Annotated in this window: 13 protein-coding genes and 1 pseudogene; 2 read left to right on the top strand and 12 right to left on the bottom strand. The window is 41.7% G+C overall.

The annotated features are described in order from the left end of the window. From HMPREF2991_RS08930 to HMPREF2991_RS08915, 4 genes are all read right to left on the bottom strand, one after another. A partial coding sequence (locus HMPREF2991_RS08930; RefSeq protein WP_257372023.1) for a TipC family immunity protein occupies positions 1-440 on the bottom strand: 440 nt, incomplete at its 3' end. A 12-nt stretch (positions 441-452) separates the two neighbouring features. Then, complete coding sequence (locus tag HMPREF2991_RS08925) at positions 453-2,105, bottom strand: T7SS effector LXG polymorphic toxin (protein ID WP_070567820.1); 1,653 nt, start codon at positions 2,103-2,105, stop codon at positions 453-455. Then, complete coding sequence (locus HMPREF2991_RS08920) at positions 2,095-2,454, bottom strand: DUF3958 family protein (protein ID WP_070567818.1); 360 nt, start codon at positions 2,452-2,454, stop codon at positions 2,095-2,097. The genes HMPREF2991_RS08925 and HMPREF2991_RS08920 overlap by 11 nt, the downstream gene beginning before the upstream one ends. Further along, positions 2,451-2,729, bottom strand: coding sequence for a TIGR04197 family type VII secretion effector (locus HMPREF2991_RS08915; RefSeq protein ID WP_070567816.1), 279 nt, complete (start codon positions 2,727-2,729; stop codon positions 2,451-2,453). Before HMPREF2991_RS08915 ends, HMPREF2991_RS08920 begins: the two co-directional genes overlap by 4 nt. Positions 2,730-2,930: 201 nt before the next feature. Here HMPREF2991_RS08915 and HMPREF2991_RS08910 point away from each other — a divergent pair, with 201 nt between their 5' ends. After that, positions 2,931-3,407, top strand: a complete 477-nt coding sequence (locus HMPREF2991_RS08910; RefSeq protein ID WP_070567814.1) for a glutathione peroxidase — start codon at positions 2,931-2,933, stop codon at positions 3,405-3,407. 340 nt (positions 3,408-3,747) lie between these two features. Further along, complete coding sequence (locus HMPREF2991_RS08905; RefSeq protein WP_070683895.1) at positions 3,748-9,681, top strand: alpha-L-fucosidase; 5,934 nt, start codon at positions 3,748-3,750, stop codon at positions 9,679-9,681. 361 nt (positions 9,682-10,042) lie between these two features. On the opposite strand, the gene HMPREF2991_RS08900 is transcribed toward HMPREF2991_RS08905, so the two are convergent. From HMPREF2991_RS08900 to HMPREF2991_RS08865, 8 genes and pseudogenes are all read right to left on the bottom strand, one after another. Continuing rightward, positions 10,043-10,336 (bottom strand): DUF5960 family protein, encoded by a 294-nt coding sequence (locus tag HMPREF2991_RS08900; protein ID WP_000196999.1) that lies wholly within the window; start codon positions 10,334-10,336, stop codon positions 10,043-10,045. Beyond that, the gene (locus HMPREF2991_RS08895; RefSeq protein WP_000567203.1) at positions 10,329-10,691 is read right to left on the bottom strand and encodes a hypothetical protein; all 363 of its coding nucleotides are present in this window, start codon (positions 10,689-10,691) and stop codon (positions 10,329-10,331) included. The genes HMPREF2991_RS08900 and HMPREF2991_RS08895 overlap by 8 nt, the downstream gene beginning before the upstream one ends. Continuing rightward, positions 10,688-12,102: pseudogene (locus HMPREF2991_RS08890) on the bottom strand (Y-family DNA polymerase). The gene HMPREF2991_RS08895 and the pseudogene HMPREF2991_RS08890 overlap by 4 nt, the downstream one beginning before the upstream one ends. A gap of 3 nt (positions 12,103-12,105) precedes the next feature. Next, complete coding sequence (locus tag HMPREF2991_RS08885; protein WP_000284670.1) at positions 12,106-12,792, bottom strand: XRE family transcriptional regulator; 687 nt, start codon at positions 12,790-12,792, stop codon at positions 12,106-12,108. Between the two features lie 204 nt (positions 12,793-12,996). Further along, complete coding sequence (locus HMPREF2991_RS08880) at positions 12,997-13,962, bottom strand: hypothetical protein (RefSeq protein ID WP_070567808.1); 966 nt, start codon at positions 13,960-13,962, stop codon at positions 12,997-12,999. Positions 13,963-14,201: 239 nt separating this feature from the next. Further along, on the bottom strand, positions 14,202-15,020 hold the full coding sequence (locus HMPREF2991_RS08875) for a hypothetical protein (protein WP_070567806.1): 819 nt from the start codon (positions 15,018-15,020) through the stop codon (positions 14,202-14,204). A 13-nt stretch (positions 15,021-15,033) separates the two neighbouring features. After that, the gene (locus HMPREF2991_RS08870; protein ID WP_033605410.1) at positions 15,034-15,435 is read right to left on the bottom strand and encodes a hypothetical protein; all 402 of its coding nucleotides are present in this window, start codon (positions 15,433-15,435) and stop codon (positions 15,034-15,036) included. A 13-nt stretch (positions 15,436-15,448) separates the two neighbouring features. Beyond that, positions 15,449-16,477, bottom strand: coding sequence for a hypothetical protein (locus HMPREF2991_RS08865; RefSeq protein ID WP_000644799.1), 1,029 nt, complete (start codon positions 16,475-16,477; stop codon positions 15,449-15,451). Between the last annotated feature and the right edge of the window lie 125 nt (positions 16,478-16,602).

Below are 16,602 nucleotides of genomic sequence, written 5' to 3'. Positions count from 1 at the left end.
ACTTTTTCTTCATCATCAATAAATTGACCTGGTTGCCTTGGCTCTTCAAAAATCGCAAGCTCTTTTTTGAGGATTTTCTTTTTTATATTATAGTGTGCTGAATACCATAGGGTAATATTCGAATTAGTCTTTCTTTCAAAAAGAATCGTCATTCCTTTAATACCTGAACCAAAATTAAATCCAATACTTATGTCTTTATAACCTTCAGGATGAGTTTGATACTTCCCTGAAGGGGTGTATGCAAAATATTCTCCATCATTAGGCCAACCTGGACTAATTTTAAACCCATCTATGTTTCTTAAAATATTATTTGACCGATAAGTCTTCTCTGTCTCCTGGTAGATTTCATCAAAAATATTTTTAGGTTGTTTGATAAAGAAATAAAAACAGATGAATATGATAAACGACATTAACGCTGTCATACCTAGTAGTTTCTTCATTAACTTTTCCTCCTAGTCTGCCACAGCCTCTAAACGATTTAAAAATGCAGATACTTCTGGGTATTTTTCCTCAATATACTCTTTAATAGATGCCTCACCCTTTCTCAGTATATCCGCAGGCGCTACCCCTGCGTAGATTGTACCTTTGACATGTTTCCAATCCTTATTTTTCAAAAATTCTCTTTCTCTCTGAGAAGAATCTTTTTGAAGATCAGCATAGTAAGAAGAGATGGCTTGATCATAGGATTGCCCCTTCTGCATACGGCCGATAAGGTTGACCGAGTCCAAATCCGCCTTGTAGTCATCTTCCCCGATGCTTGGCTTCATATCATTTGCATTAAAGGTCGTGTCTCCCTCCCAGCCTGATAAGTCCTTAACATGCTCTCTACCACCATAGACATCGGCTAACTGAACTTGATTAGGATTAAGATGAGTGGCCATAGTGATGGACTGGTGGGTAAAGTCTGCATGACCTGCTCCGTTGTTAGAGTATGCCTTGAGTTTGCTGTCCCAAAATTGGTCAAAGTTACCCGTATCACCATAAATCTCTTCATAAGTACTTTTATAGGAATCATAATGGTTAGTTCCATTTTTTTTATCATATTTCTTAATTTGATCTATATTATCAGATTTCCCACCCGCCATCTCATGCTGCAATCTAAGATTATAATACAGTTCTTTGGCCTTTTCTTCTTTCAGCCCCAGTTCTTGATAAATTTCTACTATTGGTTTCAATGTTATCCATTTTTGGCCTGTCTGTGGATCACTCACAAATTCTTTATAAAAATATTGCCCCAAACCACCCGCAGTTTCTTTCCACCTAAAGTCATTATAGTTTGCCGCACCGACGACTCGCAAAAAGATATAGTCACGGAACTCTTGGCTAGAGGTTGGGAATTTCTTATCTATCCCTTGCTTGATGGTCAAGAGTTGTTGGGCTGTCTCGGCATCAAAGCCGTATTCTGCCATCATGGTTTGGACAAAGGCCTTTTCTTGACGACTGAGCTTCAAGTCCTTTGTATCAGCATAGGCAGTCAGGTAGTTGGTCCAAGTCAGGTCAGATGGGACTTTAAAGACGCCTTGCTTGGCATCCCAGCTCGATTCGATCTGGGCCAGTCCGCGACTCAACTGCACATCGATACTGTCTAGATCATCGAAAAGCCCTCCTGAGTAGCTATCATAGGCGCGCAGGTCTTTCAAAATCGTTTCATAGACGCGTTTATTCGCATGGTGTCCTCTCATGAGTTCCACATTACTACGTCTCAATCTCCCCTTTTCTTCACTATCCATGGTCGAGGTAGAAAGGGATTGGTTGACTTCATCTAGATAGGCAATCATCTGCTCTTCCTGGCGGATCTTATCAAGTAGATCATCCTCACGCCAACTCTTGCTGTCGACCATCGTTTGATAGTCTTCTGGTAGTTTCTTGATGGCTTGAGAGAAGGTTTCTGCATAGAGCTGTCCCCCTTTGCTCAAGGGTAGCAAGACACTTGCAAAAAAACTTCTAGCCGAATCATAAGCATCGCCCTTTAGACTCTCTGTATCCTCTGAAAACTTTTGGATGGCTGATTGCAAATCTTGATAAGCCTCCACCTGAGATTGACACATGGTCGCTACGCTCGAACTCTGTAGTTGTGATTGTTCCAAATACATATCAATGCCCATGACGCGTCTCCTCCTCTCTTTCTAGTTCCTTGCGTCTTTCATAGTAAACCGCATCCAAGTCTTCCTCTAACCGGAACTTTTCTTTCTTCAAATCATCCATGTGGTAGGCAAGGTCCTCAAAGATTTGGTTTTTGAGTTGATTTCTTTGCAGGAGCGTTTCTTCCAACTGTCCTGCGTATCGGCTCTGATAGGCTGCCTCCCACAAATCACTTTGATAACGGTGGCTAGCTCTATCATATCCTTCAAAGGTTTCTATTAGTTCTTTGGTGCGATACTTCTCTTTTCCATTGCCTTCTAGCTGGTACAAGAGTTCTCGCTCTCTATTCTTCAACTCATCTAACTTGCTCATGTATGACTCCTAAAACCATTGGCGCCCGCTTCATCTAGCGCCTCAAAATCACTCGCCACAGAGTGAAGTCGTTCGGAAGTTAGGGTGACAGCGGCTGTTATCTGACTAGCAAGATTTTGAGCCTCTGTCAGACATTGATGAGCCTTGTTATTCCCTTGAAGAGTCGTTAGGTCATCTTGACTAGCCACAGCGATCGCTGTTAACGATTGACAAGCATTTTTAAGCTGAGTCGCATATGTTTGCGCAAGATTTAGATCACTTTTTACTGTTGACATGGCTGTTTTATCCTTTTTCTCATTCCCTAGTGATAGGTACACTCCATTTAGCTATATAGGCCTATTATACCATGTTTCATAAAAGGAGCATCATTTTGTCCTGATTTATGTACCATTGTGTATTTTTTCAACAACCTCTCCCATCCGACTCGACGAAAAGGGTAAAAACTGTTACAATGTAGAAAAAGAAAAGAGGCCCTCATGACCAGTGTATATGATTTTTCCGTTTTAAACCAAAACAACCAAGCAACTCCCCTGGAGAGCTATCGTGGCAAGGTTCTCTTGATTGTCAACACTGCTACTGGATGTGGCTTAACGCCCCAGTACCAAGGGCTCCAAGACCTCTATGAACGCTATCAAGATCAGGGCTTTGAAATCCTAGATTTCCCTTGCAATCAGTTCATGGGACAAGCACCCGGCAGCGCAGAGGAAATCAATAGTTTCTGTAGCCTACACTATCAGACAACTTTCCCTCGCTTTGCCAAGATCAAGGTCAACGGCAAGGAAGCAGATCCTCTTTATGTTTGGCTAAAAGACCAGAAATCTGGCCCGCTAGGAAAACGAATCGAATGGAATTTTGCTAAGTTTCTCATTGGCCGAGATGGGCAAGTCCTTGAGCGCTTCTCTTCCAAAACAGACCCCCAAACCATCCAAGAGTCTCTCCAAAAAATACTCTAATTTCTTTTTAAAACGTATCCTTTCATTTAGTTTGAGCCCTGAAAGGATGCGTTTTTTCTTTAAAAAGTAACTGATTTTCTTTAATTTATATTTATTTTTTTGCTTTTTGCTATTGCAATTCTTTCATTAATTTAGTATATTTGTTATATTAAAAGTTTTCAGTCATTTTAAGGGAGAAATGACCTTTTAAATTTTTTTATCTTAAAATGAAAGCGCTTTATAAACAGGAGGTAAGGTGGCTTACAAATTATCAGAGAGTTTTTCATTAAATCAAGTTGTAACCAAGTCAGACTTGGGCTTGGCAGTAGCTGACTGCCTTTCTAAAAACTAGGAGTATATTATGAATCGATACCTTTTTGAAAAAGGGCAAACATTTAGCATTCGGAAGTTGACTGTAGGTGTGGCATCTGTTATCGTGGGACTGGCATTTTTTGCTTCTGGAATCGTGCGTGCAGACGAAACGTCTCCTGCCACGACATCCAATTTAGATCAGCAAATGAAACAAGTCGCAGATATAGAAGAGACCAAGGCTGAACCAGTCAAAGAAGAAGACCGTGTAGAAGCTGAAAAACAAGAAACACCTGTTGCAGATACTAACAGTGCTGACTTGCTCCCTGAAGACATTCAGGACCGTGCCTATCCAGACACACCTGTCAAAGAACTCGATACGACTACTATCGTTGACCAAAAAGCTAGTCCAACAGTAGAAACTAAGAGCATTCTAAAGGACAAGGAAGAAGCTCCAAAAGAATCTGAGAACGGAAACCGTGCCATCATTAACGGTGGACAAGACCTCAAACACATCAACTACGAGGGACAACCTGCTACTGCTGCTACTATGGTTTACAGCACTTACAATGCAGGGGAGCAACGCTACCTCGTTTCAGGCTCAGGTATCTTCGTAGCACCTAACCTGATCCTTACCGTTGCTCATAACTTCTTAGAGGCCAATAAAGAAACTGGCGAGGGTCACATTCGTGGTGGAAAATCTGCCCAGTTCTACTATAACGTTGGTTCAAACAGCGAAAAGAAAAACTCACTGCCATCTTCTGGAACTACGGTTTTATTCAGAGAAAAAGACATCCATTTCTGGAACAAGAAAGAGTTTGGAAAAGGCTATAAGAATGACCTTGCTCTTGTAGAAGCTCCTATTCCTCTTCCGATTGCTAGTCCAAACAAAGCAGCAACCTTTGCGCCTTTAGCGGAGCACAAGACGCATCAGCCGGGAGAAGCCATCAGTACGATTGGCTATCCAACTGACTCGAGCTCCAAAGAACTGAAACAACCTATCCTAGCTGGTCAGCTTTACAAGGCAGATGGGACCATCCGATCTGTTGAGTCCTATGATGATAAGGGAACGACTGGTATCACCTATAAAACCACTTCTGTATCTGGTTTGTCTGGTGGCGGGATTGTCGATAGCCAAGGAAAAGTTCTGGGGGTTCACCAACACGGAACCGTTGACAATGGTGTGGCTGAAAAGGATCGCTTTGGTGGCGGACTCGTCCTTTCACCTGAACAACTGAAATGGGTGAAGGACATGATTGCCAAGTATGGTGTGAAAGGCTGGTACCAAGGTGATAACGGAAATCGTTACTACTTTACCGATGAAGGACGTATGCTTCGGAACGAAACAGCTGTTATCGGAAGCAACGAATATTCCTTCAACCAAGATGGGATTGCTACCTTGACCAAGGGAATTGAATACGGTCGTGTGGTTATCCAACACGAAGACGAAGAAGGAAATCCTGTCAAAGATAATGACACCTTTATCGAACAGACAGCTGTTGATTCGCCATTTGACTATAATTTCAAAAAAGAAATCGAGAAGACGGACTTCTATCAGAAGAATAAAGACAAATACGAAATTGTATCCATTGATGGCGTAGCAGTCAATAAACAGCTAAAAGATACATGGTCTGAAGATTACAATGTTGTCAGCAAAGCGCCTGCCGGTACACGTGTCATCAAGGTGGTCTATAAAGTCAACAAAGGCTCCTTCAAAGTTTACTACCGTCAAAAAGGAACCACTACTGAACTAGCGGAAGCGACAGTTGATAACAATGACGGCCAAGAGTATGACGTTTCCTTTGTCAACACCTTCCATGCAAAAGACATTGCTGGCTACCGTCCAGTCAAGGCTAGCCTGGAAGCAAGGATCCAGCAAAAAGGTGTTAATGAGATCGTCTTTGAATACGAGCCAGTCGCTGATACGACTAATCCTGCCACGCCGACTCCACCAGTGGCTCATCCAGAAGATAAAGAAACCGAAATTGGCAATCATGGACCTCTTCCAAGCAAGGCTCAGCTTGATTACCACAAGGAAGAATTGGCAGCCTTCATCCACTACGGAATGAACACCTATACCAATTCTGAATGGGGAAATGGGAAAGAAGACCCCCGGTACTTCAATCCAACCAACTTGGATACTGACCAGTGGATTCGTACTCTGAAGGAAACTGGCTTCAAACGAACCATTATGGTTGTTAAACACCACGACGGATTCGTTGCTTACCCATCTAAGTACACCAACCATACCGTAGCTGCTAGCCCATGGAAAGATGGTAAGGGTGACCTTCTCGAAGAAGTTTCCAAATCTGCTAGCAAGTACGACATGAATATGGGTGTTTACCTATCACCATGGGATGCCAACCATCCAAAATACCATGTTGCAACCGAAAAAGAATACAACCAATACTATCTCAACCAACTGAAAGAAATCCTTGGTAATCCGAAGTACGGAAATAAAGGGAAATTTATCGAGGTTTGGATGGACGGTGCGCGTGGTAGCGGTGCCCAAAAAGTGACCTATACCTTTGATGAATGGTTCAAATACATCAAAGAAGCCGAAGGAGATATCGCCATCTTCTCTGCTCAGCCGACAAGCGTTCGCTGGATCGGAAATGAACGAGGTATCGCAGGGGACCCTGTCTGGCATAAAGTTAAACGTGCCAACATCACAGACGATGTGAAAAATGAATACCTCAACCATGGTGACCCAGATGGTGATATGTACTCTGTAGGGGAAGCTGACGTTTCGATCCGTTCAGGCTGGTTCTACCATGACAATCAACAGCCGAAATCACTCAAAGAGTTGATGGATATCTACTTCAAGTCTGTTGGTCGTGGAACCCCACTCCTTCTCAACATTCCACCAAATAAAGAAGGAAAATTCGCAGATGCGGATGTGGCTCGCTTGAAGGAATTCAAGGCAACCCTAGACCAAATGTATGCCACTGACTTTGCCAAAGGTGCCACTGTAACAGCAAGTTCTACTCGTCAGAACCACCTCTACAAAGAAAGTCACCTGACTGACGGTAAAGATGATACTAGCTGGGCGCTCTCAAATGATGCCACAACTGGTAGCTTTACAGTTGATTTGGGCCAAAAGAGACGCTTTGACGTCGTTGAACTCAAGGAAGACATCGCCAAAGGGCAACGTATCTCTGGTTTCAAGATTGAAGTTGAGATCAATGGACGTTGGGTGACTTACGGCGAAGGTTCGACCGTTGGTTACCGTCGCTTGGTTCAAGGCAAGCCTGTTGAAGCACAAAAAATCCGTGTAACCATCACCGGTGCTCAAGCAACCCCAATCTTAACCAACTTCTCAGTCTACAAGACACCAAGCAGCATTGAAAAGACAGATGGCTACCCTCTTGGACTGGAATACCACTCAAACACAACGGCGGATACAGCCGGAACAACTTGGTACAATGAATCTGAAGGTGTTCGTGGCACTTCTATGTGGACCAATCAAAAAGATGCCAAAGTAAGCTATACCTTCACAGGAACCAAGGCCTATGTCGTCTCTACAGTCGATCCAGGTCACGGAGAAATGTCCGTCTACGTTGATGGTCAAAAGGTTGCAGATGTGCAAACTAAGAATGCTAGCCGTAAACGCAGCCAAAAAGTCTTTGAGACAGGCGATTTAGCACCAGGCCAACACACTATTACCCTCGTGAACAAAACAGGCGAACCAATTGCTACAGAAGGAATCTACACCCTAAACAATGATAGTAAAGGGATGTTTGAACTCGAGTCTACCAGCTACGAAGTCGAAAAAGGAAAACCAGTCACTGTTAAAATTAAACGCGTTGGTGGAAGCAAGGGGGCTGCTACTGTTCGCTTTATCACAGAACCTGGAACTGGAGTTCACGGCAAAGTTTACCAAGATACAACTCAAGATGTGACCTTTAAAGATGGAGAAACAGAAAAGACTGTTACCATCCCAACGATTGACTTTACTGAACAAGCCGACTCTGTCTTTGACTTCAAAGCCAAGCTCACTTCTGTTTCTGATGGTGCCTTGCTCGGTTTTGCTACCGATGCAACCATCCAAGTGATGAAAGCTGAATTGCTGATCAAGGATCAAACAAGCTATGATGACCAAGCTAGTCAGTTGGATTACAGTCCTGGCTGGCACCATGAAACCAATTCCGCAGATAAGTACCAAAAGACAGAGTCTTGGGCTTCCTTTGGTCGCTTAACTGATGAGCAAAAGAAAAAGACAACCGTAACAGCTTACTTCTACGGTACTGGTCTTGATATCAAGGGCTATGTCGATCCAAATCATGGTATCTACAAAGTCTTTCTAGACGGCAAAGAAGTTCCTTACCAAGATGGCATGGGAAATGCTTCAACCATTGATGGTAAGAAATACTTTAGCGGTCATGCAGCCCAACGCCAAGGCAATCAAACTCTGGTTAGCCTAAAAGGTCTGGACGAAAACTTGCACGCAGTCACCCTTCAACTAGATCCTGATCGAAACGATTTGTCTCAAAATATCGGTATCCAGGTAGACCAATTTATCACTCGTGGCGAAGGCAGCGAACTCTACAGCAAAGCAGATATCATCCAGTCTATCTCTAAATGGAAAGATGATCTGTCCAATTTTGATCCAGCAGGCTTGAAAAATACGGCTACTGCACGCCAAGCTTTCCAAGCAAATCTAGAAAAATTGAGAAACCAACTCAGTGCTGATGCAGTGGATGTTCAAGAAGTCATGTTGACAGTCAGTGCCCTACAAGATATCCTATCCAAGGATGAGAACTATCAAAGAGGCCAAGAGGAGCCTAGTCCAGAGCAACCGGAACAGCCAGAAGAGCCTGAGAAACCTGACCAGCCTGAGCAACCAGCCGAACCAAAACAACCGGAAATTGAGTACGATAAGGCTATGGACAGCTTGACAAAAGCTATCGAGAAAAAAGTCGCTGAGCTTGGATCCAACAAGGAAGCTAAGAAGAAATTATTAGAAATTGCTGACCAAGCCATTGCTGCAATCCAAGAAGCTAAAACTCAGGAAGCAGTCAATCAAGCGCTAGAAACTGCTCTCGAACAAATCAACAAGCTCAAAGCAGCTCAGCCTGAGAAACCTGCTGAACCTGAAAAACCAGTTCAGCCTGAAAATCCGACTCAACCTGAGAATCCAGTTCAACCTGAGAAACCTGGCCAACCTGAGAAACCAGCTGAGACTGAAAAACCTGCTCAGCCTGAAAAGCCGACTCAACCTGAGAAACCGGCGCAACCGGAAAAACCAGCGCAACCGGAAAAACCAGCGCAACCGGAACAACCTGCCGAGCCTGAAAAGCTAGCTCAGCCTGAAAATCCGACTCAACCAGAGAAACCGGCGCAACCTGAACAACCGGCGCAACCGGAAAAACCTGCTCAACCTGAGAAACCGACTCAACCGGAAAAACCTGCTCAACCTGAGAAACCGACTCAACCGGAAACTCCAGCGCAACCTGAGAAACCAATTACTTCTTCAAGTCCTGAGGAAGGGGTTAAAGACCTTGTCTTTACACTTCCAAGCTTGGAAATCGTCAATAAGGTCGTACCGTTCAAGACTATTCGTCGCGAAAACCCACAATTAGACAAAGGAAAAGAGCAAGTTCTATCAGAAGGAAAAGACGGTCTCTTAGTCGAGTATGTTGAAGTGGACGGTGACAATCGCAAGGTTCTCCAAACAGAAGCAACTCCAGCTCAAGATCGAGTGATTGAGGTAGGTAGCAAACAAAGCTCAGTTGGAACAGAAGCGCCACCGGTTGTGACCCTTCCTGAGTATGTTTTCCCAAGAGAGACTGAAAAACCTGCTCCAGTCGTAACAGATAATTCATCATCAAAAGATGAAAAAGCTCCTGTTACAGCTACAGTCAAAGAAGACAAGGAAAGACTACTCCCTGCAACTGGGGAACAAGAAGCAAGTGCCTTCCTCTTCTTGGCAGCCATTACTTCTATCTTGTCTCTCCTCATTTTCCAAAAGAATTTCAAAGACTAATAACCCTCTCTGATTGATTCTTTCTAATTATTCAGTTCCCCCGTTGAGAAGACCATTTGGTCTTCTCTTTTTCTATCTGTAAAATTAAAAAACATCCACAAATATACATGGATGTTTTGGTATGAATCTATAAAGTGAGATGATCATTGAAGATAGCCGTTCTCAAATCCAACCACGTTTTCAAATAAACGCTCATCTAAAAAAGAGAGCCCCCTTGCCTTATCTCATCAGAACTACCATCATAAGTTTCTGCAAGAACTCCACAGATAAAGGATAGCGTTTCGAATTCCAATACCATGAGATCTTCTGACGCTCATAAGCCACCTTTCCTAGATTGGACTTCCCTCTCCCATATCTAGCTCTACTGACTACTATTTTTGAGTCCAGCATAGGCATAGGTTCGATTTCTGGGGCACTCTTTTTCCGTCACCACCCTAAAATAAAAGCGATGCTCCCGCCCATCCTTGGCATTTTCCTTGTTTAAGACAAAGTAGTTCTTCTGATTCATCGCCATAGTGCGTAGGATGTCATCGATCAAAAAAGTCAGTGGTACATTCATAGCAGAGTATTTTTGAAAATCCTCTTCAAAGCGGATATAACTATCTGAAAAATAATCCATCTGCAGTTTGTTTTCATACAACTCTTTTCTAGTCATACACTCCCTCCTCCCACAGTCGAATTTCGAGGACATCTACAATCTCTATCAGCCTATAACCCTCATTGGTCCTAATAGATAGAGTTTGAGGTGATAATTCGCTTACCTCACCAATGATCGTGGTTTTATGCCTTCTTTCCTTGACCACAAAGCATCCCTTCAGTTGCCCAACATAAAGCTGCGAAAGCAAGAGTAGCTTCTCAGCGGAATTCAAACTCGTCGAAAAAGCTACCCGATTTTTCTCTTCACCGAGTGAACTAGTATGCTCTGAGAGGAAAAAGCCCATCCACTTCTGCATCCCTGGATCTTGATAGTCACGCGCAGATGGAAAGGGTAAATAAGAACGATCAATCATTTTAAACCATCTAATCCTCCAGCAGAATGCCCCCAATCAGCTTGCTTCTGGCAAGACTCCTAGAGGCTTCTTCCAGTGCATTGGCCTTTAAAAGGGAGGTAAAACCAAATTGTTCCCGAATGGCATCAATAGCCGTCTGGAGCCTTTCTTCTTTTTCTAACTTGTCAACATCATCAAAGAGGGAGATCAAGCCAAAGGACTCGTCCACAAATCCCGAATAGTTGACTCCGACACTTCTGACCGCTCCAGAAGTGTATTTGTTATGAAATAGCTTCAAAACATAATCCGTTAAGACAGCTGTATTATTGGTCGGTTCGACCTTCATTTGTGTGTGAATAGACGACCTGACCTCCTGCTTAGAGAAACCAACATAGAGAGAGACAAGGGTTGTTTTCTTGCCCGCCCTTCTCAGTCTAATAGCCACCTGCTCCGCCATTTCTCGAAGAATAATTTCGATATCCCGTAGCTTCACGTAGTCTCTCGGCAAGATTTGAGAATTTCCTAACCCTTGGGACTTAGCTTTATAGGGCCTGTGAACATTGCTCTCGTCAATCCCGTTAGCATGAAACCACAAACGCAGGCCAGCCTGACCGAGAGCTTTCTGTAGCTGGTCTGGATTACTGGTGGCCAATTCTCTGATGGAAAAAATCCCCAGAGTATGCAAGCGTTTCTCCATCCGCCTGCCAATCCCCCAAAAGTCCGTCATCTTGGGAATGGCCCAAACCTTCTCTTCCACATCCTGGTAAGACCAGTTGGCCCTCATGGTCGGAGTGTGCTTGGCCTCATTATCCAGAGCCAACTTGGCCAGTAAGGGATTGGCATTGGACATACCCACTGTAGAGTAGATCCCTGTCTGCCTCCAAATATCCCTCTGGATGCGAGCAGAAAGCATATCTAGCTTGTCTTTGCGAGAGAGACTCTTGTTTGGGATAAAATAGTTGAGCGAACTAGTCAAATCAATAAAACCTTCATCAATAGAGTAGGGATAAATATCATCTGGGCTACCATAGTTTTGAAAGATTCGCTGGATTTCCATATTGACCGCTATGTACTCATCCATCCTAGGAGGGACAATCAAGGTGACTTGAGCCCAATCTTCGATGTAGCGAACATAGTCTAAGTCAGTAGGCAAGCCTTGCTTTCGAGCATTGTAATAGGAAAATTTGCGCGTTTTGATATCAAAAGGCAGATCATAGGCCCGGCCAACATTGGACTTGCCAAAAATCTTCTTAAACATGGGAGAGGAAGCTAATATAAGGCCAGTAGAATTATCCGCGCGACTCATGACACAAAGCGAGGTCTTCAGCGGATGCAAGCCCCGTTTCACACACTCAACGCTGGCATAAAAAGATTTCATATCGACAAAGGCAATATCACTTTTGGGCTCTCTGGAATAATCAAAGTAGCCCATAGGCTAACCCTCCATCGGCACAAAATTCCCAACAATAATCCCCACAATCCGAGGATCTTCCTCATAGGAGATGAAAATATCCTTGTATTTAGGATTGATAGAGACCAGACGCAAGCCATCTTCCTCCCGATAAACCCGTTTGATATAGGTCTGGTTGTTGCAAACCACTGCATAAACCGCCCCATCATAATCAAATCCGGTCTCTCGAATCAAAGCCACGGAACCATTTTGATATTTAGGTTCCATGGAGTCCCCAGCCACCCAGGAAGCAAAATCGTGGGCTAGTTCTTCATTAAAGTAAACGGTATCAAAATTTCTATCGTCATATACCGAAGCCCCGATCCCTGCTGACATGCGTTCATAGACACGATACTCGTAGAGGCGCTCTGGCATGGTCGCCACCTTCTGTGTTTGTTCCTCTTGAGCTAGGTTGCGAGCATAGAGCACAACCTTGTCCTTCCCTTGCTTGGAGAGGCTATTGTAGAGACGAACAATCTCGATCTGAGTGAAATATCCCTTTGCTACCTTTAAAATATTTTCTAGCTGGGCAACCTTCTCCTTGGATGGTTCCTTAATTCCACGTTCCCAAGCCGAGTAAGCCTGAAAACTGATCCCAAGTTGCTCTGCAATTTCCTTCTGTGTCAATTTTAACTCTTTTCTCCGAGCCTTGAGTTTTTCTGGTTGGTACATGATTCACCCCCTAGTGTGATGCTTTATTGAGAATATCTCTCTTAGAAAAACAAATCGACGGTTGAGCTTACACCTCTAAAACTCAACCAATTCGGTTTAGTTTTATTATATAAAAAAAGTGGACGATTGTCCACTGGGAAAATCAAATTTTAACAGACACAACTGGAAATTATGAACAAAAAACTGGACTAGACCTAGCAACTCCTACTCTAATTTTTGCAACAGCTTTACAACTTGCTGATTATCAATCCTCACATAGTAAACACCACTATCATTGACAAGTTTATCCTCTTCATACTTAGCAATCTTTACAGCATAAAGACCTCTTGGTAGGGATTGGTTGGCAAAAAATTCCTTCATGAGCCTTTCAAGATCTTTTAGATAGTCATCATACAAGAGATCTCTTTTTTCCTTCGGAACGAAATATTGAAATTCAAATGTCGGTATAAAAATCTCTTTTTGGAAAAGATATTGAGCATCCATTGGATACATCCCTTGCAGAGCTTGGCCCTTGCTTTGATTTTCCTCCAATATTTCATTATAAAGATAGATATTATCAGATTGGTTATTAAATTCAAAACCAATACCTTGATACTTCAAATCAGGAAGTTTAGGATCTTTGATTGAACTGTCCAGTGTTTTTAAAAACTCGCTGGTGCCTGGACTAACCTCAATCCCTAAATAGGCTAATTCTGGGAAAACATTATAAATTTTTTTACCATTTTTGTAATCAACTTCTGCATCTGTCTTTCCATATGTTTCATTTTTCGAAAAGCGAGTATAGTATTTAAATCGAGTTTTAACCTGATAGTTTTTTCCAGCTATATTTTCACTATAGGTACCATGGATTATAAATCCTCCCACACTTGTATAGTTTTTCTCGTATTTTTCTAACTCAAACTGTCCTGTAAGACCGTAATTTTGATAAGAACGATGCACAGCTTGCTCAAGCTCAGTTCGACTTGCATGGGCAAATAGCCCCCACATATCCATTAGAGAAAAAATCGGACTGAACACTGTGAAGATTACCATTGGAATCACTATGGATAAGCAACCTATTAATAGCCAATTTCTTTTCTTGGCGTTTCCTTCAGATTTTTTAGCAGTTTTCTGTTTCCTTTTTAAGATTAGAATGAGCAAACCCAAAAGCACTAATACTAATAAAACCAATCTACACTCTCCTTTTACTTTTGACAGTTGTTAACAGGTGTATAGGAGACTGACAGAAATACTCATCTCACCTGCTAACTTATCCTGAATTCCATAAACTCGTCTGAAATGACGAACAATCCTTATGCCATTATACCACACGAGCGATACCGTGAGAAGATGAGAAAAGCAAAAGAAAACCACCTGAATTTGTTTCAGGTGGTTAGTTTCAAGAGACTAGAAATAGTGTCTATAAATCTTTATCTCTTTTTAGACTTCTTGACATGTTCCTTGTAGATTTTTGACTTTTTCCCGTACCATTCTTCAATGGTATAGCCATATTCTTCACGGTATTTCTCTTGGTTTTTATTGACTGTATTCAAGTTCTCTAGCGTTACTACATTGGATTTAAAAAATGATACCAAAAATAGTCCTAGGAAAATAGGTGCAATAGGTAACAAAGCAAGCAAGAGATACGCTAGGAAATGATTGAGCCCGTTGATGAAGAGATTGATTCCATACATCAACAACCATAAGAACAAAATAACATTCAAAAATTTTTTATAATATTCTGAGGAGAAATAATCCTTTCTAGCGCGTTGCTTTGTAACAAGGATATAGATAAGGTAAATCAGTGATAAGACAAACCCAATCCAGTAAACGATACGAATTGCTACTAGAGGGATTAAATACAAGATGGCTACAAACCAACTATAATATGTAATTACGAGCAAAAACAATTGAAAAATCTGAGTCATTAAATAGGCTTTAATGCGATTTCTTTTAGAAATAATATAAAAACAAGTAAAATGACCGCAACAAAGAAAAAATAGAAAGCCAAAGAAACTATCTGGGGGAATGAGCCCTTTTTCCACTGATGTTAGCTGTGTAACCATTGAGGTCAGTGGAATAGCTGGGTCATACCCAGCTTCACTAGCCATTCGAAATACACTTATCGGTAAAGACGTCCCAATCATAACCATAAGAGAATATAGAGATAGTCCAAAAATCGCCTTTACTAAGTTTAATCTTCGTGCTGTTTCAAGTGCATCATTAATATCTTTTTGTATCTTATCCATTTATTTTCTCCTATTACCCAAACAAGGATGAGGCCGCTTTCAGACCACCATTGAAAAAATCAGAAACATTCTTGCCCACGCTTTTGACAGTCTCCAAGCCCTGGTGGATTCCATTTCCGATAGACTCCACCGTCGATTCTACCACATCCACAGCACCATAAGCAAAATTTTTAACTCCGTCATAAACAGACTTTTTAAATTCCGGTGCGACTGCAGAAGTGATAAGATTAAACGTTCCTACACCAAGACCAATGAGAGCTCCTTCTACTGGATGTCCTCCTAGTGCTCCTGCCTTAGCTCCAAGCCACATACCATCTAAGGGACCAACGTTAGATATGGTATCAATGGTACCACCGATCACAGACTTCCCGATTTTCCCTACGGTCGTCTTGGAATTATTGTCAAACAGAAACAATATCCTTGTCCCATTATTCTTCCTCCGTACTGGATTTATAATATTGTAAGAACTCTTCTTCGCTTTGAACCAGATGCTCCTGTCCATCTTTTGAACTAGCTGCTGGAATAGTGATATCCTTGAAGATATTGGTACCTTCTGGGAAAACGAGTTTTATCATATCTATAGATGTTTGCAAATCATCATTAGATGAAAGTTTATATATATAACTTGTTTCAGGACTTTTTGAAATTATTTCCATAGATTTAGGGTATTTGCTATTTATGAGCCATTGTTTCGTATTATCTCCAAGTCTCCAAAAATGAAGGCCATTATCCCTAACAGAAAAATCATGTTCTTTAAACAACTGTGAAAAGGAATCTATCGAACCAAGTCCTATTTTAGGCGAATTCTTTTTTTGATTGTTCGGGTTAATATCTACAATCTTACCTGTTTCTAGGTCTATCAATCTATTCAGCAACTTTGATTCGTCGCTAACATCAGTAATCATATCGTCTTTTCTTCTTAATGAAATCGTCAGATATTCTTTGCCATCTATGCTGTCTATCGAATACTTATTTAATATAAAAGCAGGATAATAACTCTCATTATAATTTCTAGTGATCTCAAATACATCTAACACCTTCTTATCTAATTTTTCACCTTTAGTGTCGTAGACATTTATTTTCCAATATTCCCCCTTATCTGGATAATTTTGTTCCAGAATAGGAAAATCATCTCGCACTTCATTCCAAGCGGATTTTGCTTTGAATCGCGCCGCATAGGAAACAAGGAAACGACTACCAGCTATTCGCCCGGGAGAGCCAAACTTAGGCTTTTTATCAAGAACACTTACTTGTTGATTGACTTCCTTGTTACTATGCCAATCAACTGTGATCATTCTCCCATTTTCAATAAATTCATAATCCGTAATTTCTGTATCCACAATCCAATATTCATATTTAGATAAGTCTTGTTTTTCAAACTCTCGAATAGCAAATACAAAAAGGCTACATACACCAAGTAAAATTAGAAAGATAGCACCAATTTTTTTAGCTTTCACTTGACTATTCTCCCATCATCATATTTTTCTCTTAGACAATCATAGAACTCTTTCCCATTATACCACATGAACAATACCGTGAGAAGAGAAGAAGAGAAAAGCAAAAGAAAACCACCTGAAATGAA

Origin of the sequence: Streptococcus sp. HMSC072D07 (assembly GCF_001814835.1) — a bacterium.
Taxonomy (GTDB): Bacteria; Bacillota; Bacilli; order Lactobacillales; family Streptococcaceae; genus Streptococcus.
The sequence above is the reverse complement of the archived record's forward strand: the minus strand, read 5'-3'. Positions and strand labels throughout refer to the sequence as shown.

Bases quoted from the DNA above. Each gene is read 5' to 3' on its own strand.
- HMPREF2991_RS08925 (WP_070567820.1), bottom strand. From the start codon at position 2,105: ATGGGCATTGATATGTATTTGGAACAATCACAACTACAGAGTTCGAGC.
- HMPREF2991_RS08920 (WP_070567818.1), bottom strand. From the start codon at position 2,454: ATGAGCAAGTTAGATGAGTTGAAGAATAGAGAGCGAGAACTCTTGTAC.
- HMPREF2991_RS08915 (WP_070567816.1), bottom strand. From the start codon at position 2,729: ATGTCAACAGTAAAAAGTGATCTAAATCTTGCGCAAACATATGCGACT.
- HMPREF2991_RS08910 (WP_070567814.1), top strand. From the start codon at position 2,931: ATGACCAGTGTATATGATTTTTCCGTTTTAAACCAAAACAACCAAGCA.
- HMPREF2991_RS08905 (WP_070683895.1), top strand. From the start codon at position 3,748: ATGAATCGATACCTTTTTGAAAAAGGGCAAACATTTAGCATTCGGAAG.
- HMPREF2991_RS08900 (WP_000196999.1), bottom strand. From the start codon at position 10,336: ATGACTAGAAAAGAGTTGTATGAAAACAAACTGCAGATGGATTATTTT.
- HMPREF2991_RS08895 (WP_000567203.1), bottom strand. From the start codon at position 10,691: ATGATTGATCGTTCTTATTTACCCTTTCCATCTGCGCGTGACTATCAA.
- HMPREF2991_RS08885 (WP_000284670.1), bottom strand. From the start codon at position 12,792: ATGTACCAACCAGAAAAACTCAAGGCTCGGAGAAAAGAGTTAAAATTG.
- HMPREF2991_RS08875 (WP_070567806.1), bottom strand. From the start codon at position 15,020: ATGGATAAGATACAAAAAGATATTAATGATGCACTTGAAACAGCACGA.